This window comes from Enterobacter sp. ECC_219_Taxon_10 (genome assembly GCF_058354905.1).
Map to the genome: position 1 here is coordinate 4,139,837 of NZ_CM178005.1, position 24,340 is coordinate 4,164,176.

Below are 24,340 nucleotides of genomic sequence, written 5' to 3' on the forward strand. Positions count from 1 at the left end.
AAATTGTGAATTTCAAGGCTGTTTGGCTGCCGTTTGTAAGGCTATATGGTAGATTGGTGCAAATTACCGCCAGATGGCACGTAACGCCAACCTTTTGGTGTGGATGATTCTGTTAGAATCGGCAATTATTTTTTAATTAGATCAGCGCTAATACTGCTTCACAACAAGGAATGCAAATGAAGAAATTGCTCCCCATCCTTATCGGCCTGAGCCTGACGGGCTTCAGTGCAATGAGCCAGGCGGAAAACCTGTTACAGGTCTACCAGCAGGCACGTCTGGGCAACCCTGATTTACGTAAATCAGCGGCCGATCGTGATGCTGCGTTTGAAAAGATTAACGAAGCGCGTAGCCCACTGCTGCCGCAGTTAGGTTTAGGTGCAGATTATACCTACAGCAACGGTTTCCGCGACGCTAACGGCGTTAACTCCAATGCTACCAGCGCCTCACTGCAATTAACACAGACGCTGTTTGATATGTCCAAATGGCGCGCCCTGACCCTGCAGGAAAAGAGCGCGGGCATCCAGGATGTGACCTATCAGACCGACCAGCAGACGCTGATCCTGAACACTGCAACCGCGTACTTCAACGTGCTGAGCGCCATTGACGCGCTCTCCTACACCGAAGCGCAGAAACAGGCGATCTACCGCCAGTTAGATCAAACCACCCAGCGCTTCAACGTGGGTCTGGTGGCGATCACCGACGTGCAGAACGCCCGTTCACAGTACGACACCGTGCTGGCTAACGAAGTGACCGCGCGTAACAACCTCGACAACGCGCTGGAATCCCTGCGTCAGGTGACCGGAAATTACTACCCTGAGCTGGCGTCCCTGAACGTGGACAGCTTCAAAACGGATAAGCCGCAGGCCGTTAACGCCCTGCTGAAAGAGGCGGAAAACCGCAACCTGACGTTGCTGCAGGCGCGTCTGAGCCAGGACCTGGCCCGCGAGCAAATTCGTCAGGCGCAGGATGGCCATCTGCCAACCCTGAGCCTGAGCGCGTCGACCGGCGTCTCTGATACCACCTATAGCGGCTCTAAAACGAATGGTGCCAATTCACAGGCTTATGACGACAGCAATATGGGTCAGAACAAAGTGGGCCTGAGCTTCTCCCTGCCGCTGTATCAGGGCGGTATGGTTAACTCCCAGGTGAAACAGGCGCAGTACAACTTTGTTGGCGCGAGCGAGCAGCTGGAAAGCGCGCACCGCAACGTGGTGCAGACCGTTCGCTCCTCCTTCAACAACGTCAACGCCTCCATCAGCAGCATCAATGCCTATAAACAGGCCGTGGTGTCTGCACAGAGCTCCCTGGACGCGATGGAAGCCGGTTACTCTGTGGGTACCCGCACCATCGTTGACGTGCTCGACGCGACCACCACGCTGTACAACGCGAAGCAGCAACTCTCAAGCGCGCGTTACCAGTACCTGATTAACCAGCTGAACATCAAGCAGGCGCTCGGTACGCTGAACGAGCAGGATCTGCAGATGCTGAACAGTGCGCTGGGCAAACCGGTCTCCACCTCTCCGGAAAGCGTTGCGCCGGAGAACCCGGAGCAGGTTGCCGCCGTTGATAACTTCAACGCCGCTGGCAGCGCGCCTGCTGCGCAGCCAGCGGCAGCGCGTACTACTACGTCCGCCAGCAAAGGCTCTAACCCGTTCCGTAACTAAAGTTGTTATCACGCCCTCTCCCACCGGGAGAGGGCGCATCTGCATCCCCCCGAACGTAAGCCAACGTAAAGATCCCCCTGATTCCACCCCTCTTCGCTTCATTTTCAACCACTCATCCACTATCCTGAGCGTTATTACCACTGGGTCCTGGAAGACAAACATGAAACGGACAAAAACGATCAATCACGCGTCGTTCCGCAAAAGCTGGAACGCACGTCACCTCACCCCTGTTGCGCTGGCAGTAACCGCTGTCTTTATGCTGGCAGGCTGTGAGAAAAACGACGAAACGGTATCGCTGTATCAAAACGCGGACGACTGCTCTGCCGCAACCGGCCAGGCTGCAGAATGTAAAACCGCCTACACCAACGCGCTGAAAGAAGCGGAACGCACCGCGCCAAAATACGCCTCACGCGAAGACTGCGTGGCGGAATTTGGTGAAGGTCAGTGTCAGCAGACGCCGGCTCAGGCAGGTACTGCGCCGGAAAATCAGGCGCAGGCGCAGTCCAGCGGCAGCTTCTGGATGCCACTAATGGCAGGCTACATGATGGGCCGCCTGATGGGTGGCGGTGCAGGCTATCAGCAGCAACCGCTGTTTAGCTCGAAAAACCCGGCCAGTCCGGCTTATGGTCAATATACCGATGCCAGCGGCAAAGGCTACGGCGCAGCGACCCCGGGCCGCACCGTGACCGTCCCGAAAACCGCGATGGCGCCGAAGCCTGCAACCACCAGCACCATCACCCGCGGTGGGTTCGGTGAGTCTGTGGCAAAACAGACCAGCATGCAGCGTAGTGCAACAGGCACTTCTACTCGCTCAATGGGCGGCTGATCATGGAACGAGTCGGTATTACCGAGCGCCCGGACTGGCGCGAAAAAGCCACCGAATACGGTTTTAACTTTCACACCATGTACGGGGAGCCGTACTGGTGTGAAGATGCTTACTACAAACTGACGCTCGACCAGGTGGAAAAACTGGAAGAGGTGACGGCCGAGCTGCACCAGATGTGCCTGAAGGTTGTGGAAAAAGTCATCGACAGCGACGCGCTGATGACCAAATTCCGTATTCCGAAGCACACCTGGAGTTTCGTCCGGCAGTCGTGGAAAACAAATCAGCCCTCGCTTTACTCTCGCCTCGATCTGACGTGGGACGGCGTGGGTGAACCGAAGCTGTTAGAAAACAACGCAGATACGCCAACCTCCCTTTATGAAGCGGCGTTCTTCCAGTGGATTTGGCTGGAAGATCAGATGAACGCCGGAAACCTGCCGGAAGGCAGCGACCAGTTCAACAGCCTGCAGGAAAAGCTGATTGAGCGTTTTGCCGAGCTGCGGGAGCAGTTTGGCTTCAACCTGCTGCATCTTGCCTGCTGCCGCGACACGGAAGAAGACCGTGGTACGGTTCAGTATCTGCAGGACTGCGCTGCTGAAGCTGAAGTGGCGACCGAGTTCCTCTATATCGAGGATATCGGCCTGGGGGAAAAAGGTCAGTTTACGGATATGCAGGATCAGGTGATCAGCAACCTGTTCAAGCTCTATCCGTGGGAATACATGCTGCGCGAAATGTTCTCCACCAAGCTGGAAGACGCGGGCGTGCGCTGGCTGGAACCGGCATGGAAGAGCATTATCTCTAATAAAGCCCTGCTGCCGATGCTGTGGGAGATGTTCCCGAACCATCCTAACCTGCTGCCAGCGTATTTTGCGGAAGATGATTTCCCGCCGATGGAAAAATACGTCGTTAAACCGATTTTTTCCCGCGAAGGGGCGAACGTCTCAATTATCGAAAACGGTAAAACGCTGGAAGCGGTTGAAGGACCGTACGGCGAAGAAGGAATGATCGTCCAGGAATTCTGGCAACTGCCGAAGTTTGGCGACAGCTATACGCTGATTGGCAGCTGGCTCATCAACGATCGGCCCGCCGGGATTGGCATTCGCGAAGACCGCGCGCTGATCACGCAGGATTTGTCACGGTTCTATCCGCATATTTTCGTAGAGTAAGATCTGCCGGGTGGCGGCTTCGCCTGGCCCGGCATGTTTTCACCCAACCTGCACCGACAGCATACTCAAACTACCCATCTCAATGCCGTCAACCGGAATAGTAACCGGCTCCTGACCGTCCCATGCGCCCAAAACATAAAGCAGCGGCAGGAAGTGTTCCGGCGTCGGGTTAGAAAGCGAACCGCCTTCGTGATCCAGATAGTTCACCAGCGGATGCTCCTCAACCGGGCCTTGCCAGGTCAGGTTCGCTTTGACGTAGTCGTTAAAAGCGGTCGCCCACGGGTAAGGCGTATTCTCACCGTGCCAGCGCGCGGTGCGCAGGTTATGCACCACGTTGCCGCTTGCCACCAGCATGATGCCTTCATCACGCAGGTTCGCCAGCTTGCGGCCCATCTCCAGATGCCAGGCAGCCGGTTTAGTGCTGTCGATGCTCAACTGCACCATCGGGATATCCGCATCGGGGTACATTTTTATCAGCACGCCCCACGAGCCGTGGTCAAAGCCCCAGGCTTCTTTATCCAGCGCGACCGGGGCAGGAGCCAGCAAATCCACCAGCTTTTGCGCCAGCTCAGGCGATCCTGGAGCCGGATAATGCGTGTCGTACAGCGCCTGCGGGAAGCCGCCGAAATCATGAATGGTCTTAGGCGCTTCCATGGCGGTCACGCCAGTGCCACGGGTGAACCAGTGCGCGGACACCACCACAATCGCCTTCGGTCGCGGCAACGTCTCGCCAAGATGGCGCCAGGCGCGGGTATAGACGTTGTCTTCCAGAACGTTCATTGGGCTACCGTGGCCTAAAAACAGGGCCGGCATACGAGAAGAAGACATGGTGGTATCCTTAGAGAAGGTGTCAATTTGATGGTTCTACATTACGCGTATTCAGATAAAGATGAACGCAGATAACCGTGAAGATCATCATCAGGAAATTTGAATATGAGGCTGCTTAACCACGTACAGCCCCCCTCATCAGACTATACTCACTGGCTGTAAAATAAAGATGACAATAATAACCCGCACCAATGCCAGTAAATATTAGAAAATTAATGTCAACATTTATATCGACCAAAAATACATTAAAAAAAATTATATCATCATCGCTGCTAAGCCGCTAAATCAGGAGAGCAGGCCGGACCTTACAATCAACAGAAATTATATATAAAGGTTAACTTAAATTAGCTTTAAGCTACAGTAATCGCATTCTCTCTCCGTCCTCCCGTATACTCAAACTGCTTTCTGAAATTAATATTCAGAGTATGAATTCATTTGAAAAAGGATATTTTCATGTATATGGGTAAAAAAGTACTGTTAGCGGTTGCGATGGCTGCCATTGTATCGGGTTCTGCCTTCGCGGAAGAACAGGGTTCCGGCAAAATTAAATTTAAAGGCGTGGTTATTGATGCACCATGCAGCATTGCACCGGACAGCGTTGACAAAGAAGTTGACCTGGGTGAAGTGACCACTGCCGTTATTAATGCCAACAAAAAGTCTACTGCTGTTCCGGTTGATATCAACCTGGAAAACTGCCAGCTTGACGATCCTGCTGATGAGACCGACACGCCAATTACCAAAGTCGATGTCACCTTCACCAGCGCAGCAACAGACGCGACTGACACCAGTCTCATGACCAACACCTACGCCAGCGGCGCACAGAACGTGGGCGTTCGTTTGCTGGATAACGCCGAATCCAACATCACGCTGGGCGCGGCTAATGAAGTTGATCTGCTGGCAGGCTTCACTACTCAAACGCTGCACTTTAAAGCGTTAATGGAAGTGCCTGCAGGTAAAACCGCGACTGCCGGCCAGGTAGAAGCCACCGCCAACTATGTGCTGATGTACAAATAATACTACGCGACAAAACAGACCGGCTGGCTTAATGCGTCAGTCGGTCCGCAACATTATTTTGAGTAACAGGATGATGACATATAAATTACAAAAAACAATCATCATTGCGTCCCTGTTAATGACGAAGTGCACCTACGCCACTGAGTTTAATATCAATGCTATTGATAAAGACCAGCGAGGCAGCGTCGATCTTTCTCTTTTTAAAGATGAAATAGCCGTCATCCCCGGAAGCTATTTTGTTACCGTTTCTATTAATGACGTTCCACTGGCGAACGGATGGCAGCTTAACTGGAAAGCGTTTAATGATTCAGTACAGGTATGTATTCCGTCTGAACTGGCTGATACCTTTGCGCTAAAAGATGATATTCGTAACGCTTTACCCGAAAAAGACGGATGCATTGATTTCACCTCCCGGCCCGATATTACCTTTACGTTTGAGCAAGCAACCCAAACGTTAAAAGTTACCGTTCCGCAGGCATGGCTGCAGTATCGTGCCGCTGACTGGATGCCTCCCTCCACATGGGATAACGGCGTGCCTGGCGTATTGCTGGATTACAACCTGTTCGCCAGCCATTACCAGCCCAATAACGGATCGGCCTCGGATAACGCCAACACCTACGGGACCGCCGGTGCCAATATGGGTCCATGGCGGTTGCGCAGCGATTATCAGTACACACAAACGCATACCGACGCCGGCTCTGAACATGACGGACGTTTTTCCCGTGTTTACATGTTCCGCCCCTTGCCTTCACTCGGGGCGAAGTTGACCCTTGGCGAAACGGATTTTCAGTCTGCCATTTTTGATGCGTTTACCTATACCGGCGCCTCCCTGATCAGCGATGAACGCATGCTACCATGGTCCCTGCGGGGTTACGCGCCACAAATTACCGGGATTGCGCAAACCAACGCGACGGTCACGGTCAGCCTGGCCGATCGTGTGATCTATCAAAGTAAAGTTCCGCCGGGACCGTTTGTTATTCAGGATCTTAACCAGTCGGTGCAGGGCACGCTGGACGTCAAGGTGACGGAAGAGGATGGGCGCGTCAGCACCTTCCAGGTCTCGGCAGAATCGGTGCCGTTTTTAACGCGTAAAGGTCAGGTTCGCTATAAGCTGGCGACCGGAAAAGCGCGAAAAGACGCGTCTCATGACGTTGAAGATAACGCCTTTATGAGCGGTGAATTCTCCTGGGGTATGCTGTCACAAACCTCCCTTTATGGCGGTTCGCTCGCCGATGGCGATCGTTACCGGTCCGTTGCCGCCGGGATCGGACAAAATATGGAGTACCTGGGCGCCCTCTCTTTTGACGTGACGCAGGCGACCAGCCGGTTGCCCAATCAGAATAGCCAGACAGGTTACAGCTACCGCTTTAACTACAGTAAACGTTTCGATACCACCGGCAGCCAGCTTACGCTCGCCAGCTATCGCTACTCAGACCCGCAGTTTCTCAGCTACGCCCGTTTTCTGGATGATGACAATAATGACCGCCAGTCAGAAAAACAGACGCTCAGCGTGACGGCAAGCCAGTACATTTCAGCGCTATCGCTCAACCTCTATGTCAACATGCTGCGTCAAACCTGGTGGAATGACACCCCCTCCACAACGGGCAGCGTGACAGCAGGCTATAACTTTGACATCGGTCGCTGGAAAAACCTGGGCGTCACCATGTCGTGGAGTAAAACGCACTATGAAGACGAAGACGACGATACGCAGTTCTACCTCTCACTGAGCGTACCGCTCGACCCCGATCATCGTCTGAATTACGACCTGCGTAACGGCGACAGTTTGAGCCAGAACGTTTCGTGGTATGACACATCAGACCGCAACAATACCTGGGGTGTTTCCGCAGGTACCGAGAGCGAGAAATCAGATGCCGGCGCGCAGGTGAGCGGTAACTATCAACATTATTCTCCATATGGCGACCTGAATCTCTCCGGGAGTTATAAGGCTAATGAATACAATTCCCTGAGTGCCAGCTGGAATGGCTCCTTCACCTCAACGGCCAAAGGTGCTGCGCTGCATCGTCGCAGCTACGGTAACGAGCCGCGCGTGATGGTCAGTACCGACGGCGTAGGCAACATCCCGCTGAACATGTCGCGGGATGAAACCAACCGCTTTGGCATTGGCGTTTTACCGTCCATTTCCAGCTATTCGCCCTCCAGCGTGCAGGTCAATATGAACAATCTGCCCGACGGCGTAGACGTGGACACCCGCGTCGTGACTTCAACCTGGACAGAGGGCGCCATCGGGTACCGTCAAATTGCAACCCGCGCAGGCAACGATATTACAGGCATCTTACGTACGCCGTCCGGCACGCCGCCGCTGGGGGCGATTGTTCGCCTGCTGGATAACGATCGACAGATTGGAATGGTCGCCGATGATGGCCACGTCTGGCTGGGCGCCGTAAAGCCAGAACAGCAGTTCCGCGTAACGTGGGGGGACAATCAGCAGTGTCGCTTCGTGTTACCTTCACAACTCGAAAACAGTATGCAGTTGATACTGCCATGTCAGTAAGAAATCATGATGAAATTCACCCTACTTAAAAACCTGTGCCTGATGCTTATCGGCACCGCATTTGCCAGCCACGCAGCCGTTAACCTGGACCGCACGCGCATTGTCTTCCCGGAAAGCGACAAGGCCAGCAGCCTGAAGATAGAAAACCAGAGCAAAGCGCTGCCCTATCTGGCGCTCTCCTGGATTGAAGATGAGAAAGGTCGCAAGGAGGATACGCACTTCATGGCGCTGCCTCCGATTCAACGCATTGAAGCGGGCTCCGCGTCGCAGGTCAGGATCGTTAAGCAAGCGGCCACCGGCCAGTTGCCAAAAAACAGGGAATCCCTGTTCTATTTCAACCTGCGCGAAGTGCCGCCAAAAAGCACCAGCGCCAGCGAAGAGCGCAGCGTCATGCAGGTGGCGATGCAGAGCAGGATCAAACTGTTCTGGCGTCCTAAAGCAATTACCAAAAAGCCCGGCGAGCAGGCAGAAATGCGGATGGAAATTTCAGCCACCGCGAAAGGGCTGACTATACATAACCCGACGCCGTACTACATCACCCTGGCCTGGCTCAGTAAGAATGCCAAAACCATGCTGCCGGGCTTTGACAGCCTGATGCTTGCACCCTTCGCAACGGCAACAACCTCTACCGGTGACTACCACGGTAATTATTACAGCATCGGCTATATCGACGATTACGGTGCGTTGAAAAAGGTCGACGTGCAGTGCGCGGGTACAGCGCAGTGCAAACTTACCGAACGGAAGATCGAAAAAGATGCGAAATCTCGCTAATGTCCTGTTTATTTTGCTGGTTTCTGCACTGCCGTTAAAAGAGGCGCTGGCACTGGACTGCTATCTGGGCGGCTCAGGCGGTCCCGTTGAGGAGACCAAAACCATCTCGCCGTTCGCCATTCCCAGCAATGCGCAGGTGGGCGAAAAAATTTGGGAATCAGATGACATCAAAATTCCGGTGACGTGCAACCACAATGTTGTCGGCGGTTTTGAACAAGAAGATATCTTCGCCTGGGTAAACCCTTATCCTGCCGCATCGGATCCCTATTATGAACTGGGCGTGACCTATGAAGGGATGGATTACGATGCAACCGGCCAGCCTAACGGCGTCGATACCCGCCAGTGTCTGGACAACCAAAACATCACGATTTATACCCCGGCGCAGATCCGGCAGATGGGCTGGGAAAATCTGATCTGCTCCGGTAACCCGGACGATATCCATACCTCGCGCACCTTTGTTGCTCGCCTGCGCTTATACGTCAAAATCAAAGCGATGCCGCCCCACGGCTACGTCAGCTCCCTGGGCGATTACATCGTTGTCCAGTTTGACGGAAAAGGTGGCGTGAACCAGATGTCGGACGCCAAAAACCTCAAATATCACATCAACGGTCTGCAAAACATTACCGTGCTGGACTGTGGGGCGACGTTCAGTATTTTCCCGGAGAATCAGGAGATTGATTTTGGTACCTTCAGCGCGCGCGATATTGTGAATCAGCAGACGCGTAGACGAACCTTTTCGGTGAAGACGACGAAGGTGCAGGATGCACAATGTTCAGATGGGTTCAAAATGGATTCGTCGTTCTATACTACGGAATCGCTCACCGCTGAGGACACGGCATTACTTATTGGGAATGGCTTGCAGTTGAGAATACTCAACGGCACTCAGCCCTACACCTTTAACCACTATGAAGAATATGCCGATTTTACGGGCAGCACGCTGCAATATCAGCAGGATTACACCGCAGAGCTGTCTCCAGTAGAAGGAAAAGCTATCCAGTCCGGTCCTTTCGAAACCGTGGTGTTATTCAAAATTAACTATCACTAGCAACAAAAAAGCCGGGTTTCCCCGGCTTTTTCACATCAGCAACTTCAGCTGGCTTTGCGCTCGTGCGCCTGGCGGTACTCCACCAGATCTTCAATCGTCACCACCGGCATGTTGTGCAGACGTGCAAAGGTCATGCACTCCGGCGCGCGCGCCATGGTGCCGTCATCATTGGTGAGTTCGCACAGCACGCCAGCCGGTTTGAAGCCAGCCAGCGTCACCAGATCGATGGTCGCTTCGGTGTGGCCACCACGGGTCAGCACGCCGCCCGGCTGCGCACGCAGCGGGAAGACGTGGCCTGGACGGTGGAGATCGGATGGTTTTGCGTCATCGGCAATCGCTGCACGCACGGTCGTCAGACGGTCAGCCGCCGACACACCGGTAGTCACGCCATGGGCCGCTTCAATGGTCACGGTAAAACCGGTTCCGAAGGCGCTGGTGTTGTTTTCAACCATCATCGGCAGATCGAGCTGCTGGCGGCGGTCTTCGGTAATACACAGGCATACGATGCCGCTGCCGTGACGGATGGTCAGCGCCATCTGCTCAACGGTCATGTTTTCGGCGGCAAAAATCATGTCGCCTTCGTTTTCACGGTTTTCATCGTCAAGCACCATCACACCGCGGCCTTCGCGCAGTGCATCCAGTGCATGTTCAACACGTTGAATTGAAGTGCCAAAAGAGGAAAGTAGCGTCTGATTCATGGTAAAAAAACCTCATTAACTTTATGGTTACCAGAATCAGGGCAGTCTTAGGAGCGCCGAACAAGCGGCAAAAAAATAACGTGAGCGGGCCATGCCCGACTGGATCGTTACTCTCTCCCATCCGGACTCTAACCGTCGGCCCCGGAATTACACCGGATCTGCTGACCTTTGAGAATTCACTCAAAGCGCTCGCGGGCTTTCAGCATGACGCTGATTTACCGCCGGTGGGGAATTTCGCCCCGCCCTGAGAATAAGCGAGATAACTATAACGCTATTGATTAACCTGGGCAATGCATAAGCTTCAAACAAATCTGCTTTATCCTGGGTCATGACGCGCTACAATGTTCATCAACACCGACTTATCAAGGGAAGCCATTATGATTGACCCGAAAAAAATTGAGCAGATCGCGCGTCAGGTTCATGAGTCCATGCCGAAAGGCATTCGTGAATTTGGGGATGACGTAGAAAAGAAAATCCGCCAGACGCTGCAGGCGCAGCTGGTTCGCCTTGATTTAGTCAGCCGCGAAGAGTTTGACGTGCAGACCCAGGTTCTGCTGCGCACCCGCGAGAAGCTGGCGCTGCTGGAACAGCGTCTGACCGAGCTGGAAAACCGTAATGCACCGGAAGAAGTGAAGCCAGCACCGGCTATTCCACCGGTGGACGACCAGGAGTAAGTGCGGCCTAATGCCCTCACCCCAGCCCTCTCCCACAGGGAGAGGGTGAAAAACGAACGGGCCAACAGGCCCGTTTTTTACTGACTGTCTTTCTGGATCTTCTTGATGATGTTGGTGGTTGAGCACCCGTCCTCAAAGTTGAGCACCATCACTTCACCGCCGTTGGCCCAGACCTCTTCGCTGCCCGCGATTTGCTCCGGTTTGTAATCCCCGCCTTTTACCAGCAGGTCCGGCAGAATGCCGGCAATCAGGCGCTGCGGCGTGTCTTCTTCAAACGACACCACCCAGTCCACCGCTTCCAGCGCACCGAGCACGATCATACGCTGCTCCAGTGGGTTCACCGGACGCGTTTCGCCCTTCAGGCGCTTCGTCGACGCATCGCTGTTGACCGCCACAATCAGGCGGTCGCCCAGCTTGCGCGCGTTCGCCAGATACGACACGTGGCCCGCGTGCAGAATGTCAAACACGCCGTTGGTCATCACCACTTTTTCACCACGCTTACGCGCGGCGGCAACGGCCACCTTCAGCTCGTCTTCGGTCATGACGCCAAAACCGGTGTCGGCGCGGCCGCGCACCGCGTTTTCCAGTTCGATTGGCGAAACAGTTGAGGTACCCAGTTTCCCCACCACCACGCCCGCCGCGGCGTTAGCGAAGTAGCATGCCTCTTCCAGGGAGTTACCCGCTGCCAGCGTCGCCGCCAGCACGCCGATCACCGTATCGCCGGCACCGGTCACGTCGTACACTTCCTGCGCCTGGGTTGGCATATGCAGCGGCGCCTTGCCCGGCTGCAGCAGCGTCATCCCCTGCTCGGAGCGGGTCACCAGCAGCGCAGAGAGCTCGAAGTCAGCAATGATCTTCATGCCGCGCTCAACCAGTTCGTCTTCCGTTTTACACTTGCCCGCCACCGCTTCAAACTCGGAGAGGTTTGGCGTCAGCAGCGTCGCGCCGCGATAGCGCTCAAAATCGGTCCCTTTCGGGTCGATCAGCACCGGCACGCTGGCTTTGCGCGCCAGCTGAATCATCGTCTTCACACTGGCCAGCGCGCCTTTGGCGTAGTCGGACAGCACCAGCGCGCCGATATTGCCCAGCGCCTGGTTGATACGCTCGTGCAGCGGTTCAGGGTCGACGCCTTCAAAGCCTTCTTCAAAATCGAGTCGGATCAGCTGCTGGTTGCGCGACAGCACGCGCAGTTTCGTAATCGTTGGGTGGGTCGGAACAGAAACGAAGTCGCACTTCACGTTCACGTCCGCCAGCGACTTGCTCAGCGCGCGCGCCGCATCGTCGATGCCGGTCAGGCCCACCAGACGCGAGTGCGCGCCCAGAGAGGCAATGTTCATCGCCACGTTTGCCGCGCCGCCGGGACGTTCTTCAATGGTGTCGACCTTAACCACCGGCACCGGTGCTTCCGGGGATATGCGGCTGGTAGGCCCATACCAGTAGCGATCCAGCATCACATCCCCAACAACCATTACTCCAGCACGTTCAAACTCTGGCAGTGTTACTTTCATTCCTGACTCCAGAAAGATTCACAATTTGCGCGCGATAATATCACACTTGATTTGTTACGCACGGTTCCACCAGCCACTTCTGCCAGCTGGCCGTTACCTGAGCACGTTCATGAGCAAAACTGTCCAGCGCCACGTGCCCCGGCTGCTCCTGCAATGCCAGGTGATGAAGCTCATCGCGCAGCGTGGTGTAGGCACGGGTTAAGGCCTGGGCCTCCTGCTCGTCCATGATGTCGTTTTGCGCCAGCAGCTCCAGAATGCGCACATTATCGGACCAGCGCGTCAGCTTCGGCTTGTCGTGGGCGTGCAGCAGCACCAGGTACTGAGTGATAAACTCAATATCGGTAATCCCGCCCTCATCGGCTTTGATATCAAAGCGATCGCGGTGTTTATTCCCGAGGTGCGCGCGCATTTTCTCGCGCATTTCGCGCACTTCCGTTTGCAGCGTGCTGCCATCACGCATGGTGGTCATAACCTCCTTGCGGATAACGTCAAACTGCGTTTTGAGCTGCGGATCGCCATAGACCACGCGAGCGCGCACCAGCGCCTGATGCTCCCACGTCCAGGCTTCATTCTTCTGATAATCGGCAAACGCGTCCGTTGAGGTCACCAGCATACCCGCCGCGCCGGACGGGCGCAGGCGCGCATCCACTTCATACAGAATCCCCGACGAGGTGCGGGTGCTGAACAGGTGCATGATGCGCTGGGCCAGGCGCAGATAGAACTGACGCCCGTCAATCTCGCGCTCGCCGTCGGTCATCACGTCCGCCGGGCAGTCGTGCAGGAAAATTAAATCCAGATCGGAGCTATAGCCCAGCTCCCAGCCGCCCAGCTTGCCGTAACCAACCACCGCAAACCCTCGCCCCTCACGTTCAGCGAGGTGTTTCGGCTGGCCGTAGCGCGCCACCATCTGCACCCACGCCTGATGGACAACCGCATCAATAATCGCTTCCGCCAGCCAGGTTAAGTGATCGCTCACTTTCATCACCGGCAGCGTACCGGCGATGTCCGCCGCTGCGACGCGCAGCATCTGGGCCTGCTTAAACTGACGCAGTGCCTCCAGCTGTTGCTCTTCGTCCTCTTCCGGCACGCGCAGCAGATACTGGCGCAGCTCGTCCCGGTAGGCGTCCGTCGCCGTTGGCTGATACAGCGTGTTCGGGTCGAGCAGTTCATCCAGCAGCAGCGGGTAGCGCGCCAGCTTGTTGGCCACCATCGGCGACGCGGCGCAGAGGGAAATCAGGTGCTTCAGCGCCCCCGGAAATTCGCTCAGCAGCTCAAGATAGGTGGTGCGCGTGATAATCCCGCTCAGCAGCGGCATCATGCGCGACAGCAGCACCGGCGCGTCCTCACGCGAGCAGACCTCGCTCAGCAGGTGCGGCATCAGATGATCCAGCACCTGACGACCGCGCGGGCCGATGGCGCGCTTGTTCAGCTCCAGACGGAAATCAGCAATTAAGGCCACCACGCGATGGCGGGCATCGTCGCTTAAGTGCGCCAGCACCGGCGTGGTGTCATCTTCCTGAAGCGCGTCCTGCCACAGTTCGCGCCAGTGCTCGGAGAGCGCATCGTCCGGCGATTCACTTTCGTCGTCGCCGATCAGATCGTTAAAGATGCGGCGCACGCCTGCCATATGGGCATCCAGCCGTTCGGTCAACGTTGACCAGTCGTCCACGCGCATGCCCCAGGCCAGACGCGCCCGGTTAAGGTCATCGCCCGGCAGGGTCTGGGTCTGTTCGTCGTTGATGCTCTGCAGCAGGTTTTCCAGACGGCGCAGGAACAGATAGGCCTCGCGCAGGGTTTGCGCGTCTCCGTCCGGCAGCAGGTGCAGCTGCTCAATGGCGCTCAGCGTCGGCAGCAGCGAGCGGGACTGCAGCGACGGCTCGCGCCCGCCGCGGATCAGCTGGAAGACCTGAACGATAAATTCGATTTCGCGGATGCCGCCCGCGCCAAGCTTGATATTGTCCTTCAGCCCACGGCGGCGCACCTCGCGGGCGATCATCCCTTTCATATTTCGCAGGGACTGGATCACGCTGAAGTCAATGTAGCGGCGGAACACAAACGGGCGCAGCATGGCACGCAGCTCGTTGGCGTAAGCGTCGTCGCTGTCGCCCATGATCCGCGCTTTGACCATCGCGTAACGTTCCCAGTCGCGTCCCTGCTCCTGGTAATAATCTTCCAGCGCGGCGAAGCTCAGCACCAGCGGACCGCTGTCACCAAACGGGCGCAGGCGCATGTCCACACGGTAGACGAAGCCGTCCTGCGTCGGCTGGTCCAGCGCTTTAATCAGACGCTGGCCAAGGCGGGTAAAGAACTGGGCGTTGTCCAGCTCGCGACGCCCGCCGCGCGTGGAGCCGTTCTCCGGCCAGGCAAAGATCAGATCGATGTCGGAGGAGAAGTTCAGCTCACAGCCACCCAGCTTGCCCATTCCCAGAATTAACAGCGGTTGCGGAACCCCTTCTTCGCTGCACGGCGTGCCCCACTCTTTACAGCAGGCGGCATAGAGCCAGTCCCGCGCGGCGACGATCAGCGTCTGCGCCAGCTCGCTCAGCTGCTGCAAAGTGCTCTCTTCGCTCACCAGCTCCAGCGCCTGCGCCCAGGCAATGCGCACCATTACCCGGCGGCGGAACTGACGCAGAACGCGCATCAGCGTGGCCTCATCCGTTACATCTGCCAGCGCGGTTTGCAGCCAGCTGGTATAATGCCGCCACTCGTCAGCCTGCGGCGGCGCGCTTTCAAGCTCCGCCAGCCATTCCGGGTTAGCGCTGACGCTTTCCTGCACAAAATCACTGAACGTGAGCACGCTTTTCGCCTGCTCGCTTAACGATGACGCGGGTAACGACTCGGGCAGACGTTCGCAAACGGTCTGCCAGTGCTGCTGTAACTGCGAAGAAAGCGGCATATCAGGGGTTCCTTGCCAGAATTAACGTTTTCCGCTGTGCAGCCAGTACGGATCCTGCGAAATGGCCTCGTTGCGGAAATGCTCGATCTCAATCTGCTGACGGGTCTCAATGGCATGCTTAAGTCCCTGCCAGTTCTCCAGCCAGGCCTGCGCCTTCACGCCCTCATACGCACCGGACAGCAGCAACATACTGTCGATGTTACGCGCCAGACGGGGAAGCTGATCGCCATACTGGTCGCCCAGCGGGTGTGCGAAGGTGGTTCTCAACTCGGCGGCGTGGCGGGAAAGATGGATATCCGCGAAGCGTTTGAAGTTATCCGCGATTTTGGTCTGCGCTTTTGCATCCAGGAAGGTGCGCCAGCCGCGCGTCACCAGAAATTCGGTCAACGCCAGTTTTGCCGCGGCATTTTGCGGGCTGTAAAGCGCGGTTTGCGCCGATACGTCGGAAAGCAGCAGCGTCTCGGTTTGGGTCAGCAGATCGCGTAAGTGAGCGCTTGCTTTACGCGGTACGATACCGCCAAACAGCGTCAGGGTATGACGCACCAGGCCAATAGCGGCCAGCACCTGTTTTTTGGCATTTTTCACGTTACGCGCCCACAGCTCCTCGTGGTACTGCCACTGATAGAGCGCCAGCTCCAGCGCCGCTTCCATGCCCTGTTCAATGCTGGCTTTCGGCACGACGCGCAGAATAGGGGTCTCTCGCAGCACGCGTGGCGCATTTCCGGCAGCCAGGTGGTAGCCGCGCGCCGCTTTGCTCAGGCTGCCCTGACGTAACCCCGGCTGACTTACCAGCTTACGCGCCAGCTTCAGCACGTCGCTCGCCTCCCCTTCCAGAAGTTCCAGCTCCAGCTCACAGATCGGTTCCAGGCTCTCACCCGCCTTCACCTCGCCTAAATCCAGCGCGATCTCAATGCGGCTCTTGCCTTCCGTCACCAGCCATTTCTCGCGAGCGAAATCGGTGCTGAACAGCGGCTGCACCTGTGTTGCCAGCGTGGCGGGCAGTTCGCCTTCCGGCCAGACTTCCGCCGGGAAACGTTCCAGCTCAAGTTCTGGCTTACTGATGTCGATATTATATTCCGGGCGCTGATGCAAACCGCCGACCACGCGGCCGGCGATTTTCATCGTCATCTCGTAGCGCCCGTGTGCGCCGCGGATGCGCAGCCCCATATCGTGGTTGCGCAGCCAGTTGTCCGGCGTTTCGTAGTAGATGTTGAGCAACTGTACGGGTTCATGGTGCTCGCCGGAGAGCGTATTCAGATGCTGACGGAGCGCGTCAACGCTGTCTTTTTCGACGATAAATTTTAATTCGATTTCCTGAGCCATAGCCTTGTACTTTTGCGGGCGTCACAGACGCGTCAATGAGGGCGAACTTCCTCGCCATTTGTTTGTCAGTACATAGTATTTTGCGCCAAATTGCCATGCAATGAGCAATTTGTCGGGCGTAAATGTGTAGAGTCGTGACACAGATGATTCTGATTGCTGACGAATGCTTTGCGTAGAGACACTGTTGCCACTACTATCGTTCCACTTTTTATGAAAATAACGACTAATGATGCTTAAATTACGCCTGATTGGACTTACTTTACTCGCTTTTAGCGCCGCAACCGCAGTGCACGCTGAAGAGAAGCGTTACGTTTCTGACGAACTGAACACCTGGGTACGCAGTGGCCCCGGAGATAATTATCGCCTCGTGGGTACGGTGAATGCCGGCGAGGAAGTCACCCTGTTACAGACCAACGCGGAGACCAATTACGGTCAGGTTCGCGACAGTTCCGGCCGTACCTCCTGGATCCCGATGAAAGAGCTGAGCACCGTGCCAAGCCTGCGCACCCGCGTGCCGGACCTGGAAAACCAGGTGAAGACGCTGACCGACAAGCTGAACAACATCGACGGGACCTGGAACCAGCGCACCGCCGAAATGCAGCAGAAAGTGGCGCAGAGCGACGGCGTGATCAACGGTCTTAAAGAAGAGAATCAAAAGCTCAAAAACGAGCTGATCGTCGCGCAGAAAAAAGTGAACGCCGCGAACCTGCAGCTTGATGACAAACAGCGCACCATTATCATGCAGTGGTTTATGTATGGCGGCGGCGTACTGGGCGTAGGTCTGGTGCTGGGCCTGGTCCTGCCGCATCTGATCCCAAGCCGTAAGCGTAAAGACCGCTGGATGAACTAATTCGTCTTCTCTGCCAGACTTACGTATTATCTTGCGAAAAGAGAAAACGGGAGTGTTGGGCGTGAAGAGTTATCTGGTCGGTGGTGCGGTACGTGATGCGTTGTTAGGTCTGCCGGTCAAAGATAAAGACTGGGTGGTGGTGGGTGCCACCCCGGAAGAGATGCTCGACGCGGGCTACCAGCAGGTAGGCCGCGATTTTCCCGTGTTTCTGCACCCGAAAAGCCGGGAAGAGTACGCCCTGGCGCGTACCGAGCGGAAATCCGGTTCCGGCTATACGGGCTTCACCTGCTACGCCGCGCCGGATGTGACGCTCGAGCAGGATTTGCTTCGCCGCGATCTCACCATTAACGCCCTGGCCCAGGACGAAAACGGCCATATCATTGACGCCTACGGCGGGCAGGATGACCTGCGCGACCGTCTTTTGCGTCACGTCTCCCCGGCATTTTCTGAAGATCCGCTCCGCGTTCTGCGCGTGGCGCGTTTTGCCGCGCGTTACGCCCATCTGAGCTTCCGTATTGCCGATGAGACGATGGCGTTGATGACGGCCATGACCGAGGCGGGAGAACTGGAACACCTGACGCCGGAGCGCGTCTGGAAAGAGACGGAAAATGCCCTCACCACCCGCAACCCGCAGGTCTTTTTCCAGGTCCTGCGCGACTGCGGCGCGCTGAAGGTGCTGTTCCCGGAAATCGACGCGCTGTTTGGCGTCCCCGCGCCGGCGAAATGGCACCCGGAAATTGATACCGGCGTGCACACGCTGATGACCCTGAGCATGGCAGCCATGCTCAGCCCTGACGTGGACGTGCGCTTTTCCACCCTGTGCCACGATCTCGGCAAAGGCTTAACGCCGAAAGAGTTCTGGCCACGCCACCACGGGCACGGCCCGGCAGGAGTGAAGCTGGTCGAGGGACTATGCCTGCGCCTGCGCGTGCCGAACGAGATCCGTGACCTGGCGAAACTGGTGGCCGAGTTCCATGACCTGATCCACACCTTCCCGATCCTGAAGCCCGCCACCATCGTGAAGCTGTTCGATAATATCGACGCCTGGCGCAAGCCGCAGCGCGTCGAGCAGATTGCGCTGACCAGTGAAGCCGACGTTCGCGGCCGTACCGGGTTTGAAGCGTCCGATTACCCGCAGGGGCGTTTGCTGCGCGAAGCGTGGGAAGTCGCAAAAGCGGTGCCAACGAAAGATGTGGTTGAGGCAGGGTTTAAAGGCCCGGAGATTCGCGAGGAGCTGACGAAACGCCGGATTGATGCGGTAGCGGCGTGGAAGGAAAAACGTTGCCCTCAGCCGAAAGAGTGAGGGCAACCCGTCATCAGAAGAAGACCACGTACACCGCAGCGGCGACGATAAAGCGGTAGATCGCGAACGGAATGAACGAGATACGCTTAATCAGCTGCAGGAAGGTTTTGATGGCGATCAGCGCCACGATAAACGCGGTGATAAAGCCGACGGCGAACATCGGAATGTCGCCGGTAGTCAGGAAGTGGTAGCTCTTATAGACGTCGAGCACGGTGGCGCCCATCATCATCGGCACCGCCAGCAGGAATGAAAATTCCGACGCGGCATAACGGCTCACGCCCATCAGCATGCCACCAGAAATGGTCGCCCCTGAACGCGAGAAGCCCGGCCAGAGCGCCAGACACTGGAAGCAGCCAATCATAAACGCCTGGCGATAGGTCATATCGTCCAGACCTTCCGCACGCGGGGTTTTTGGCTTCAGCACTTCCGCGGCAATCAGCAGGAAGCCGCCCACCACCAGCGCGTACATGACGTTAATCGGGTTAAACAGCGATTTAATGGTGTCGTGGAATACCAGCCCCAGCACCACCGCCGGGACCATCCCGAGCAGGATATGAATCAGCGTCAGGCGGCCTTTGCCCTCGCCTTCGCGCTGCGGCAGCCGGCCAAAATGAATGCCGATCAGGCCAAACAGACGGCGCCAGAACATCACCACCACCGCCAGAATCGAGCCCAGCTGAATCACCACCTCAAACGTCTTTGCGGTATCGCCTTCAAAGCCCAGCAGATGGCCAACGATAATCATATGGCCCGTACTGGAAACCGGCAAAAACTCCGTCAATCCTTCGACCACACCCAGAATTGCCGCCACCAGCAGCGAGTGCATATCGCTCATCTATAAACCCCTAAAAAAAGATATAAAAAACGGTGTCCACGCGGACAACCGTGAAAGATACAGCCTTAAGACCGATATAACCTAAAATGGTTTAGCAATTATGACGTTAAATCTTTCCTTTCAGATTTGTGCCACGCTCGATAATCACGCCCACATTGGCCGCGCGCGCGACCGCACCCGGCTTGCTCAGCTTGATGCGTACCCACGGTGAGTTGAATTTGGTCAGCAGCAGTTCCGCCACCTCCTCCGCCACGCGTTCCACCAGCGCAAAACGTTGTCCTTCCACGTGGCCGATGACCGCTTCGCTGATGTCGGCATAGCTCAGACAGTCATTCACGTCATCGCTTTTTGCCGATTTGCGGTTATCCCATCCCATTTCGATATCGAACACCAGTTTCTGCTCGATGGTCTGTTCCCAGTCGTAAACACCAATTGTGGTGATTACCGAAAGTTGCTCTATAAATACAATATCCATCACGACCTGCCTGCTTTTTGGCTAAACCGGATACCACTTCCGGCGAATTATGCGTATTATCCACAGATGCTGAGAATACAGATACATTTTCAAAACGGAACAGCGTTATGAGTGCAATCGCGCCTGGAATGATCCTCCTCGCCTATCTTTGCGGCTCAATCTCCAGCGCCATTCTGGTCTGCCGCATTGCCGGGTTACCTGACCCGCGTGAAAGTGGTTCCGGGAATCCGGGAGCGACCAACGTGCTTCGAATTGGCGGCAAGGGAGCAGCCGTAGCGGTTTTGATTTTTGATGTTCTGAAAGGGATGCTACCCGTCTGGGGCGCCTATGCGCTGGGCGTTACGCCGTTCTGGCTTGGTCTTATCGCCATCGCCGCCTGCGTCGGCCATATCTGGCCCGTTTTCTTTGGTTTTAAAGGCGGAAAAGGCGTTGCGACGGCCTTCGGTGCGATTGCACCTATCGGCTGGGATCTCACCGGCGTAATGGCCGGGACGTGGCTGCTCACCATTCTTCTGAGCGGCTACTCGTCGCTGGGCGCTATCGTCAGCGCGCTGATCGCTCCGTTCTATGTCTGGTGGTTCAAACCCCAGTTCACCTTCCCGGTGTCAATGCTCTCCTGCCTGATCCTGCTGCGCCATCACGACAATATTCAGCGCCTGTGGCGTCGTCAGGAAACCAAGATCTGGACTAAGCTCAAGCGCAAGAAGAAAGACGCTAAATAAAGCGTTCGTTATGCCTTATAACCAAATGTGATTTTGGTCACCTTCTGCCTGTGGTAACTGTTAGAGACACAACACAACCACACAAAAAGAAAAATGGCAGAAATCACAGATTCAACTCCCCTTTCAACGGCAGGGATCCCCTCTGATGGCGACATTCAGTGGGTGCGCAGTGCATCGGATGTATCCCGTCTCGTTAATGACGGCTCACAGGGCCGGGCCAACGCCCGTATCGTGGTGGGTATCGCGCTGGGCGGGATTTTCCTCGACGCCTACGATCTGGGCGCGCTGGCGTTCGGCATTAAAGACATCACCCGCGAGTTTAACCTGACGCCCGCCGGTACCGGTATGGTGGCTTCGGCCATTACCTTTGGCGCTATCGTCGGGGCGCTGCTCGGCGGTTACCTCACGGATAAAATCGGGCGCTACCGCGTTTTTATGGCTGATATGGTGTTCTTCGTAGTGGCAGCCATCGCCTGCGCGCTGGCCCCGAACGAATATGTGCTCGCGGGCGCCCGCTTCGTGATGGGGCTCGGCGTGGGGATCGATCTTCCCGTGGCGATGGCGTTCCTGAGTGAGTTCGCCAGGCTGAAAGGCCCGGGAAATAAGGCCTCCAGCGTCGCGATGTGGTGCCCCACCTGGTATGCCGCCATCAGCGTCTCTTACCTGCTGGTGCTGTTCTTCTACGCCGCGCTGCCGGAGAGCCACAGCGACTGGCTGTGGCGTTTGATTCTCGGCTTTGGCGCGGTGCCCGCGCTGGTGATTATCGCCATCCGCAGCCGCTATATGAGCGAATCTCCGGTCTGGGCGGCGAATCAGGGCAACCTGAAGGAGGCGGCGTCGATTTTACGCCAGTCGTATAACATCAATGCCCACGTGCCGCAGGATGCGCTCAGCCAGCCTGCACCTGTGGTGAATAAAGCGAAATGGTCAAACTATCTGAACCTGTTCCGCGGCATCTACTTACGCCGCACGACGCTCGCCACGCTGCTTTCCGTCGTCTCGTCGTTTGCCTATAACGCCGTGGCGTTTGGCCTGCCGGTGATCATCTCCAGCTTCTTTGTGCAGTCGATGCTCACCACCATTCTCATTTCTCTGGTGCTTAACCTGCTGTTTGCCTTCGTCGGCGGACTGCTGGCGGTACGCTACGTGCCGCGCTTCGGCGCCTGGCGGATGTCGCTTGCGGGTTACGCCTGCCAGCTTGTGGCGCTGCTGGGCCTGGCGCTGATTGGCCGCCCTGAAGGCGCTTCTGAAGGCGTGCTCGCCGTCGCGATGCTGGCGCTGTTCCTGTTCGGTCAGGGATTTGGCCCGGGCGCGCATACCATGACGTTCGCCTCGCTGAGCTACCCGACCTCGCTGCGCGGCGTGGGCGTAGGCCTCAACCAGACGCTGATGCGCAGCAGCTCCACGCTGTCGCTGTTCCTGTTCCCGCTACTGGTTGCGTCTCTCGACACTGCCGTGTTCTGGGTGATTGCGCTGGCGCCGTTTATCGGCCTGGCGTCGCTGCTGGCGATCCGCTGGGAGCCGTCCGGCTATGACGTGGATGCGGAGGACTACCGGTAACGACACATCGCTTCGGTGGGTTCACCCCCCACCGAAGGGTTTTTACAAATCGTCGAGCAGCGTCCGCGAGAGTTTTTTTAGCATCTCAAGCTCATCATCACTCATCCGCATGCTGCAGCGAATCTGGTCCGGCAGCGCCATCACCCGTTTTTTTAGTTCTTTCGCCTTAGCGGTCAGTACGACATTTTTCATCCTTTCATCCCCCACAACCGCGATACGGTTGAGGAATTCTTTTGCCTCAAGCTTCTGAACCAGCGGGGTCAATGTGCCTGAATCAAAATAGGTCTTATCGCTGAGATCGCGAAGTGGGATGTTGTCTTTCTCATAAAGAGCCATCAAAACAACAAATTGCGGATAGGTCAGATCCATCTCCTGCAGCAGGGGGCGGTACTGGCGCACGAAGGCATTGGTTACCGAGTACAGCGAGAAACACAGCAAATCATCTAATCTTTTGTTTTCTTTCATTTTTCTATCAACCTGAATCTGTTGTCTAAAAAAAATTATAAATAATGTTTGACCAAAAGTATCTTGTGCGCAAGTATTACATCAACAACTAAATAGCGCACTACTTATATATCCAATCAAATACGTTAAAAGAGGTACCACTATGAAAACATTAACCGCCATTCTCGTTTCTTCCGTCTTCGCGTCAGCAGCGGCATCCGCCCAAACCATCAATACTCCGGCCCCGACCGCAGGCGTGCAGGCGTTTCTTAATGTCCTGAACTCTGGCAAAGGGAAACCGATGGAACAGATGACCCCGCAGGAGGCCCGCCAGGTACTGATCGGCGCACAACAAGGTGCCAAACTGCCGCCCGCTCAGGTTTCTGAGAAAACGATCCAGGTAAATGGCCAGGCCATAAAACTGAAAATAGTGAAACCTGAAAACGCCAGCGGCGCGCTCCCCATCTTTATGTTCTTCCACGGTGGCGGTTGGGTGCTGGGTGATTACCCAACCCACGAACGCTTGATCCGCGATCTGGTTCGCGCATCAGGCGCCGCTGCGGTTTACGTCGATTACACCCCGTCACCTGAAGCCCATTTCCCGGTGGCAATCAATCAGGCCTATGAGGCGACAAAATGGGTAGCCGAGCACGGCCAGGAAATCGGCGTGGACGGTAGCCGTCTGGGTCTGGTGGGCAACAGCGTGGGCGGCAACATGGTGGCTTCCGTGGCGCTGCAGGCCAAACAGTTCAATGGGCCAAAGATTCGCTACAACGTCATGCTCTGGCCGGTTACCGATGCGAAATTTGATACTGCCTCGTATAACCAGTTCGAAAATGGCTATTTCCTGTCAAAAAACATGATGAAATGGTTCTGGGATAACTACACCACCAGCGCTGCCGATCGCAACAATATTCTTGCCTCTCCGCTTCGCGCCACGAGTGCACAGTTGAAAGGCTTCCCGGAAACGCTGATTCAGACAGCTGAGCTGGACGTTCTGCGGGATGAAGGTGAAGCATTCGGGCGTAAACTGGATGCAGCTGGCGTCCCGGTGACCGTCACGCGCTATAACGGCATGATCCACGACTACGGCCTGCTTAACCCGCTGAGCCAGGAGCCGACGGTTAAAGTCGCCCTTGAGCAGGCAGGTGCAGCATTACATGACCACCTGAAATAGGATCGTCATGCTTCACGCTGAGCGCGGCCCCGGGCCGTGCTTTTTTATTTCC

The 24,340-nt window shown here is 56.2% G+C and carries 21 protein-coding genes and 1 riboswitch; of the genes, 13 read left to right on the forward strand and 8 right to left on the reverse strand.

From position 1 onward, the window contains the following. Positions 1–176: 176 nt before the first annotated feature. The 3 genes from tolC to AC4ICF_RS19635 all read left to right on the forward strand — a co-directional run bounded on the left by tolC (position 177) and on the right by AC4ICF_RS19635 (position 3,653). Entirely contained in the window at positions 177–1,664 is a 1,488-nt protein-coding gene (gene tolC / locus AC4ICF_RS19625) for an outer membrane channel protein TolC (RefSeq protein WP_316379922.1), read from the forward strand. Positions 1,665–1,824: 160 nt separating this feature from the next. Then, positions 1,825–2,490 (forward strand): DUF1190 family protein, encoded by a 666-nt coding sequence (locus AC4ICF_RS19630; RefSeq protein WP_028014445.1) that lies wholly within the window; start codon positions 1,825–1,827, stop codon positions 2,488–2,490. A gap of 2 nt (positions 2,491–2,492) precedes the next feature. Continuing rightward, positions 2,493–3,653 (forward strand): glutathionylspermidine synthase family protein, encoded by a 1,161-nt coding sequence (locus AC4ICF_RS19635; protein WP_316379921.1) that lies wholly within the window; start codon positions 2,493–2,495, stop codon positions 3,651–3,653. A gap of 39 nt (positions 3,654–3,692) precedes the next feature. Here AC4ICF_RS19635 and ygiD read toward each other — a convergent pair whose 3' ends face one another. Then, complete coding sequence (gene ygiD, locus AC4ICF_RS19640; RefSeq protein ID WP_316379920.1) at positions 3,693–4,481, reverse strand: 4,5-DOPA-extradiol-dioxygenase; 789 nt, start codon at positions 4,479–4,481, stop codon at positions 3,693–3,695. 453 nt (positions 4,482–4,934) lie between these two features. On the opposite strand from ygiD, the gene AC4ICF_RS19645 reads away from it, so the two are divergent. From AC4ICF_RS19645 to AC4ICF_RS19660, 4 genes are all read left to right on the forward strand, one after another. After that, positions 4,935–5,495 carry a fimbrial protein gene (locus tag AC4ICF_RS19645; RefSeq protein ID WP_491466127.1) on the forward strand — a complete coding sequence of 187 codons (561 nt, stop codon included), beginning with the start codon at positions 4,935–4,937 and terminating at the stop codon, positions 5,493–5,495. 73 nt (positions 5,496–5,568) lie between these two features. After that, positions 5,569–8,007 (forward strand): fimbria/pilus outer membrane usher protein, encoded by a 2,439-nt coding sequence (locus AC4ICF_RS19650; protein WP_439209979.1) that lies wholly within the window; start codon positions 5,569–5,571, stop codon positions 8,005–8,007. 9 nt (positions 8,008–8,016) lie between these two features. Beyond that, on the forward strand, positions 8,017–8,778 hold the full coding sequence (locus AC4ICF_RS19655) for a fimbrial biogenesis chaperone (RefSeq protein WP_316379976.1): 762 nt from the start codon (positions 8,017–8,019) through the stop codon (positions 8,776–8,778). Beyond that, on the forward strand, positions 8,762–9,823 hold the full coding sequence (locus AC4ICF_RS19660) for a fimbrial protein (RefSeq protein ID WP_163329700.1): 1,062 nt from the start codon (positions 8,762–8,764) through the stop codon (positions 9,821–9,823). Before AC4ICF_RS19655 ends, AC4ICF_RS19660 begins: the two co-directional genes overlap by 17 nt. Before the next feature lie 44 nt (positions 9,824–9,867). Here the strand turns inward: AC4ICF_RS19660 and ribB are convergent, their stop codons facing one another. Beyond that, entirely contained in the window at positions 9,868–10,521 is a 654-nt protein-coding gene (gene ribB, locus AC4ICF_RS19665; RefSeq protein WP_316379919.1) for a 3,4-dihydroxy-2-butanone-4-phosphate synthase, read from the reverse strand. A gap of 105 nt (positions 10,522–10,626) precedes the next feature. Beyond that, a riboswitch (FMN riboswitch) is annotated at positions 10,627–10,777 on the reverse strand. Between the two features lie 121 nt (positions 10,778–10,898). Between ribB and ubiK the strand changes: the two genes are divergently transcribed. Further along, positions 10,899–11,195: a ubiquinone biosynthesis accessory factor UbiK gene (gene ubiK, locus AC4ICF_RS19670; protein WP_014071796.1), complete on the forward strand. Its 297-nt coding sequence runs from the start codon at positions 10,899–10,901 to the stop codon at positions 11,193–11,195. A gap of 77 nt (positions 11,196–11,272) precedes the next feature. Here the strand turns inward: ubiK and hldE are convergent, their stop codons facing one another. Genes hldE through AC4ICF_RS19685 form a run of 3 tightly spaced genes read right to left on the reverse strand, consistent with a single transcriptional unit; the run spans position 11,273 to position 16,922 of the window. Continuing rightward, a complete protein-coding gene (gene hldE / locus AC4ICF_RS19675) occupies positions 11,273–12,703 on the reverse strand; it encodes a bifunctional D-glycero-beta-D-manno-heptose-7-phosphate kinase/D-glycero-beta-D-manno-heptose 1-phosphate adenylyltransferase HldE (protein WP_316379918.1) in 1,431 nt (476 codons plus the stop codon). A 40-nt stretch (positions 12,704–12,743) separates the two neighbouring features. Further along, positions 12,744–15,599 carry a bifunctional [glutamate--ammonia ligase]-adenylyl-L-tyrosine phosphorylase/[glutamate--ammonia-ligase] adenylyltransferase gene (gene glnE, locus AC4ICF_RS19680; protein WP_491466128.1) on the reverse strand — a complete coding sequence of 952 codons (2,856 nt, stop codon included), beginning with the start codon at positions 15,597–15,599 and terminating at the stop codon, positions 12,744–12,746. A gap of 21 nt (positions 15,600–15,620) precedes the next feature. Then, positions 15,621–16,922 (reverse strand): CYTH domain-containing protein, encoded by a 1,302-nt coding sequence (locus tag AC4ICF_RS19685; RefSeq protein ID WP_316379916.1) that lies wholly within the window; start codon positions 16,920–16,922, stop codon positions 15,621–15,623. Between the two features lie 229 nt (positions 16,923–17,151). Here AC4ICF_RS19685 and AC4ICF_RS19690 point away from each other — a divergent pair, with 229 nt between their 5' ends. Both AC4ICF_RS19690 and AC4ICF_RS19695 read left to right on the forward strand, forming a co-directional pair. Then, entirely contained in the window at positions 17,152–17,772 is a 621-nt protein-coding gene (locus AC4ICF_RS19690) for a TIGR04211 family SH3 domain-containing protein (protein ID WP_028014457.1), read from the forward strand. A gap of 61 nt (positions 17,773–17,833) precedes the next feature. Beyond that, positions 17,834–19,075 carry a multifunctional CCA addition/repair protein gene (locus AC4ICF_RS19695; protein WP_116342106.1) on the forward strand — a complete coding sequence of 414 codons (1,242 nt, stop codon included), beginning with the start codon at positions 17,834–17,836 and terminating at the stop codon, positions 19,073–19,075. A 13-nt stretch (positions 19,076–19,088) separates the two neighbouring features. Here the strand turns inward: AC4ICF_RS19695 and bacA are convergent, their stop codons facing one another. Further along, the gene (gene bacA / locus AC4ICF_RS19700; protein WP_316379915.1) at positions 19,089–19,910 is read right to left on the reverse strand and encodes an undecaprenyl-diphosphate phosphatase; all 822 of its coding nucleotides are present in this window, start codon (positions 19,908–19,910) and stop codon (positions 19,089–19,091) included. Between the two features lie 106 nt (positions 19,911–20,016). Then, on the reverse strand, positions 20,017–20,385 hold the full coding sequence (gene folB / locus AC4ICF_RS19705) for a bifunctional dihydroneopterin aldolase/7,8-dihydroneopterin epimerase (RefSeq protein WP_116342110.1): 369 nt from the start codon (positions 20,383–20,385) through the stop codon (positions 20,017–20,019). Between the two features lie 107 nt (positions 20,386–20,492). Between folB and plsY the strand changes: the two genes are divergently transcribed. Then, a complete protein-coding gene (gene plsY, locus AC4ICF_RS19710) occupies positions 20,493–21,107 on the forward strand; it encodes a glycerol-3-phosphate 1-O-acyltransferase PlsY (RefSeq protein ID WP_061097029.1) in 615 nt (204 codons plus the stop codon). Between the two features lie 93 nt (positions 21,108–21,200). After that, positions 21,201–22,667, forward strand: a complete 1,467-nt coding sequence (locus tag AC4ICF_RS19715) for an MFS transporter (protein WP_166712372.1) — start codon at positions 21,201–21,203, stop codon at positions 22,665–22,667. 42 nt (positions 22,668–22,709) lie between these two features. Here the strand turns inward: AC4ICF_RS19715 and AC4ICF_RS19720 are convergent, their stop codons facing one another. Next, positions 22,710–23,132 (reverse strand): MarR family winged helix-turn-helix transcriptional regulator, encoded by a 423-nt coding sequence (locus AC4ICF_RS19720; protein WP_316379914.1) that lies wholly within the window; start codon positions 23,130–23,132, stop codon positions 22,710–22,712. A gap of 142 nt (positions 23,133–23,274) precedes the next feature. Between AC4ICF_RS19720 and AC4ICF_RS19725 the strand changes: the two genes are divergently transcribed. Beyond that, positions 23,275–24,288 (forward strand): alpha/beta hydrolase, encoded by a 1,014-nt coding sequence (locus AC4ICF_RS19725; protein WP_316379913.1) that lies wholly within the window; start codon positions 23,275–23,277, stop codon positions 24,286–24,288. Positions 24,289–24,340 lie beyond the last annotated feature (52 nt).

Bases quoted from the DNA above. Each gene is read 5' to 3' on its own strand.
- tolC (WP_316379922.1), top strand. From the start codon at position 177: ATGAAGAAATTGCTCCCCATCCTTATCGGCCTGAGCCTGACGGGCTTC.
- AC4ICF_RS19630 (WP_028014445.1), top strand. From the start codon at position 1,825: ATGAAACGGACAAAAACGATCAATCACGCGTCGTTCCGCAAAAGCTGG.
- AC4ICF_RS19635 (WP_316379921.1), top strand. From the start codon at position 2,493: ATGGAACGAGTCGGTATTACCGAGCGCCCGGACTGGCGCGAAAAAGCC.
- ygiD (WP_316379920.1), bottom strand. From the start codon at position 4,481: ATGTCTTCTTCTCGTATGCCGGCCCTGTTTTTAGGCCACGGTAGCCCA.
- AC4ICF_RS19645 (WP_491466127.1), top strand. From the start codon at position 4,935: ATGTATATGGGTAAAAAAGTACTGTTAGCGGTTGCGATGGCTGCCATT.
- AC4ICF_RS19650 (WP_439209979.1), top strand. From the start codon at position 5,569: ATGACATATAAATTACAAAAAACAATCATCATTGCGTCCCTGTTAATG.
- AC4ICF_RS19655 (WP_316379976.1), top strand. From the start codon at position 8,017: ATGAAATTCACCCTACTTAAAAACCTGTGCCTGATGCTTATCGGCACC.
- AC4ICF_RS19660 (WP_163329700.1), top strand. From the start codon at position 8,762: ATGCGAAATCTCGCTAATGTCCTGTTTATTTTGCTGGTTTCTGCACTG.
- ribB (WP_316379919.1), bottom strand. From the start codon at position 10,521: ATGAATCAGACGCTACTTTCCTCTTTTGGCACTTCAATTCAACGTGTT.
- ubiK (WP_014071796.1), top strand. From the start codon at position 10,899: ATGATTGACCCGAAAAAAATTGAGCAGATCGCGCGTCAGGTTCATGAG.
- hldE (WP_316379918.1), bottom strand. From the start codon at position 12,703: ATGAAAGTAACACTGCCAGAGTTTGAACGTGCTGGAGTAATGGTTGTT.
- glnE (WP_491466128.1), bottom strand. From the start codon at position 15,599: ATGCCGCTTTCTTCGCAGTTACAGCAGCACTGGCAGACCGTTTGCGAA.
- AC4ICF_RS19685 (WP_316379916.1), bottom strand. From the start codon at position 16,922: ATGGCTCAGGAAATCGAATTAAAATTTATCGTCGAAAAAGACAGCGTT.
- AC4ICF_RS19690 (WP_028014457.1), top strand. From the start codon at position 17,152: ATGCTTAAATTACGCCTGATTGGACTTACTTTACTCGCTTTTAGCGCC.
- bacA (WP_316379915.1), bottom strand. From the start codon at position 19,910: ATGAGCGATATGCACTCGCTGCTGGTGGCGGCAATTCTGGGTGTGGTC.
- folB (WP_116342110.1), bottom strand. From the start codon at position 20,385: ATGGATATTGTATTTATAGAGCAACTTTCGGTAATCACCACAATTGGT.
- plsY (WP_061097029.1), top strand. From the start codon at position 20,493: ATGAGTGCAATCGCGCCTGGAATGATCCTCCTCGCCTATCTTTGCGGC.
- AC4ICF_RS19715 (WP_166712372.1), top strand. From the start codon at position 21,201: ATGGCAGAAATCACAGATTCAACTCCCCTTTCAACGGCAGGGATCCCC.
- AC4ICF_RS19720 (WP_316379914.1), bottom strand. From the start codon at position 23,132: ATGAAAGAAAACAAAAGATTAGATGATTTGCTGTGTTTCTCGCTGTAC.
- AC4ICF_RS19725 (WP_316379913.1), top strand. From the start codon at position 23,275: ATGAAAACATTAACCGCCATTCTCGTTTCTTCCGTCTTCGCGTCAGCA.